We start from the raw sequence: 2,925 nt of genomic DNA, 5'->3' as shown, positions 1-2,925 counted from the left end.
AGATAGATAACCTGCTGCCCTGTGATACCTGCAATTCGTATGCCGAGGCAAGATTATTTTGACTGGCTAATCCATTGATAAATATAATTTTTTTATTTTGGTTAACCCAAAACCGTTATCAATCTGATAAAAATTATCAGAATGAGAATTATCTCAAGGCAAGTTTTTTAGAGGTGGTCAGCATTTTCTCGATCTCTTCGAGGATCGTTTCGGGTTCCGGCAGGCGTCCCTTTCCTTCATAACCACAGGCGAGTGATCCTTCAGTCGGTTCGAGGATCATGTAACCAGCTGCTTCCAGTTTTTTTACATTTTCCTGAGTGATCGGGTTCTCCCACATATGAACATTCATGGAGGGGGCGAGGAGAACGGGGGATTTTGTGGCGCAGATGACTGTCGTGACGATATCATCACAGAGTCCATGGGCGATTTTTGCGAGTATGTCGGCAGTCGCCGGTGCGATGACGACCAGATCCGCCTTATCCGCGAGTGAAATGTGTCCTATCTCCATTCCTTCTGTCAGATTAAAGAGATTCGTTTGGACAGGGTGACCGGAAAGAGTTTGGAAGGTAAGCGAGGTCACAAACTCCTGTGCTGCCTTGGTCATCATGACATGGACCTCGGCACCGGCCTCTCTCAATTGCCGCACGAGTTCACACGACTTGTAGGCGGCGATACCGCCAGTGACTCCTAAAACTATCGTTTTGCCCTTGAGCATGGTGTGGAGTCATACTAAAAAAATCAACTCAAATGCAAGCCGAAGACAAAAAAGAACTTCTTCAAATCGCGCGTCAGACCCTTGAGCTGTATCTGAAGGGGGAAAAAATTCCTGTCATGAGTTCTCGCTCTCCGATGCTAGGTGAGAAGCGCGGCGCTTTTGTCACGTTGGAAAAGAAACTATCTGCTGAAAAATTCCAATTGAGGGGGTGTATCGGTCATCTTCCTGCCGACAAGCCGCTCATCCGTGTCGTTCAAGAGATGGCGATTCAGGCAGCGACCGGTGATCCCCGGTTTTCTCCAATGACTCTTGAAGAACTTGGGAATGTCCGTATTGAGATCTCGATCCTGTCTCCATTTCAGGTGATGCATGATATTTCCGAGATCCGGATTGGGGAGCATGGATTGTTGATCGAAAAAGGGTGGAAAAGGGGACTGCTTTTGCCGCAAGTCGCTGAGCGGGAAGGCTGGGATCGGGAGACTTTTTTGGATTATACCTGTCTCAAGGCTGGACTTTCTTCCGGAGATTGGCGATCAAAGGAGGTTGTGATTTCACTTTTCTCTGCAGAGGTCTTTCACGAAGGCCTATGAGCACTCGGGATAGAATTATCAAGGGACTCCTGTTCCTCGCCATCCTGATCTACTATGTCGGGGGTTATTTTTTGATCGGTTTTGCCACCGCTCATCGATCTGGCATCCATCGCATTGCGCTTCCTTATGAGAGCCAGATTCCTTTTGTGCCGGAAATGATCTTTGCCTACCTCTTGATCTATGCCTTCACAGCGAGCGCCTACGTAGGGATTGATGATCTCGCCTTCTTCAAAAAGGTCGTTAAATCTTTTTTTCTTTGTGTGAGCTTCCATTTCATTTTTTTTCTTGTTTTTCCTGTTGAGTATACACTGCGCCCTTCACTTGATTATGGGGGAAGCTGGCTCAACAAGTTGATCGTTTTCTACTATTGGTTGGATCCTGTTTATAATTGTTTCCCCTCTCTACATGTCTCAAATGTCTTTCTGGTCTCTTTTTTCTTCGAACGGTATCGAAAAGGTTTGGGGAAAATCTTTTTCCCCTTCGCCTGGCTCGTCGCCGTATCCGTGGTTTTTGTGAAGCAACACTACATTCTCGATGTCGTCAGTGGGATTTTTGTGGGATGGCTGTGTTACCGGATCGTCTTTAAGCCTATCTCTCTGACCAAGGGTGTGCGTATTTTTCAAGCACCGCGTTCAGCGCCTTGATATTCTGGATGCCGCGATCCGAGAGCCACCGCTCGAGGGCGGCGACGCCGGACTTCGCATAGACCGGGATCCCCTCTTTCCATGTAGCGCGACCACAGAGAACACCGTTGAATCGAACCCCCGCCTCACCGGCGAGCTCAAGGCTCTCACGAAACTCGTCATCACTGACACCGGCAGAGAGATAGATGAACGGTTTCTTTGTGACAGCGGCGGTTTTTCGGAAAAGATCCTTCGCCTCATCCTTTGTATAGGCATGGTTGCCTTTGCAGGCATTGGCCCCTTCCACAAATTTCATATTGACCGGGACCTCGACCTTCAAGACATCGACCAGGTAACGATCTTTTGAAAACTCCTCCATGCTTTTTCGGACCACCTCCGGTTTTTTGCGCGCATATTCGATTCCTTTCTCATCCTCGCCGGCAATGGTCGAGTATCCGACAAACTCGAGGAAGAACGGGATGTCATGATGGGCACACTCCACGCCGATTCGTTCCACCCAGGCATGCTTGATCTCGTTGATCTTCGAATCTTCAAAAGGGGAATAGTAAAGAAGGATCTTGATCGCATTCGCACCGGTGGCAATTGATTTAGAGACTGTCCAATCAGGGACCAACCGAGGGACACGTCCCGGTGTGTTTTGCTCATAACCGGTCGATTCATAGGCCAAGAGGAGGCCGGCGTTTGAGGAGCGCTGTTTTGCCGCCTCAAGACCAAACTCGGGATCAAGCAAGACCGCCGTGGCATAGGGGGTCAGGACCTTTGTGACCGCTGTCTTGAATTCAGACATCATCTGGGGAGTCACCTGTGACGGATCGATCCCTTTTTCCTTCGCGATCGATTTCTGAAGCGACCCTCTCTGATCCATCGCCGCCGCGGCAATGATCCCTTTTTTGCTCGAGAGTTTTTTGAGATTTTCCAATTTTCCTTTTGTCATTGTCGAGACCCTCCCTTTTATTTTTTTCATTGCGATGTTGTC

At 48.7% G+C, this 2,925-nt stretch carries 4 protein-coding genes; 2 read left to right on the top strand and 2 right to left on the bottom strand.

What is annotated here, in order from left to right; all coding sequences use genetic code 11:
• Window positions 1-148: 148 nt before the first annotated feature.
• Entirely contained in the window at window positions 149-715 is a 567-nt protein-coding gene (gene coaBC / locus HYT76_06785) for a bifunctional phosphopantothenoylcysteine decarboxylase/phosphopantothenate--cysteine ligase CoaBC (GenBank protein MBI2083260.1), read from the bottom strand.
• 32 nt (window positions 716-747) lie between these two features.
• Between coaBC and amrA the strand changes: the two genes are divergently transcribed.
• The gene (amrA, locus tag HYT76_06780) at window positions 748-1,305 is read left to right on the top strand and encodes an AmmeMemoRadiSam system protein A (protein ID MBI2083259.1); all 558 of its coding nucleotides are present in this window, start codon (window positions 748-750) and stop codon (window positions 1,303-1,305) included.
• A complete protein-coding gene (locus HYT76_06775) occupies window positions 1,302-1,949 on the top strand; it encodes a phosphatase PAP2 family protein (GenBank protein MBI2083258.1) in 648 nt (215 codons plus the stop codon). Before amrA ends, HYT76_06775 begins: the two co-directional genes overlap by 4 nt.
• Here HYT76_06775 and HYT76_06770 read toward each other — a convergent pair.
• Complete coding sequence (locus HYT76_06770; protein ID MBI2083257.1) at window positions 1,894-2,913, bottom strand: tagatose 1,6-diphosphate aldolase; 1,020 nt, start codon at window positions 2,911-2,913, stop codon at window positions 1,894-1,896. The genes HYT76_06775 and HYT76_06770 overlap by 56 nt on opposite strands.
• Window positions 2,914-2,925 lie beyond the last annotated feature (12 nt).

Source organism: Deltaproteobacteria bacterium, assembly GCA_016180845.1.
Classification (GTDB): Bacteria; UBA10199; UBA10199; order JACPAL01; family JACPAL01; genus JACPAK01.
This window is presented reverse-complemented; position numbering and strand designations above follow the sequence as displayed.

What these genes read in the sequence shown, in the direction of transcription:
- coaBC (MBI2083260.1), bottom strand. Translation starts at nt 715, where the DNA reads ATGCTCAAGGGCAAAACGATAGTTTTAGGAGTCACTGGCGGTATCGCC.
- amrA (MBI2083259.1), top strand. Translation starts at nt 748, where the DNA reads ATGCAAGCCGAAGACAAAAAAGAACTTCTTCAAATCGCGCGTCAGACC.
- HYT76_06775 (MBI2083258.1), top strand. Translation starts at nt 1,302, where the DNA reads ATGAGCACTCGGGATAGAATTATCAAGGGACTCCTGTTCCTCGCCATC.
- HYT76_06770 (MBI2083257.1), bottom strand. Translation starts at nt 2,913, where the DNA reads ATGAAAAAAATAAAAGGGAGGGTCTCGACAATGACAAAAGGAAAATTG.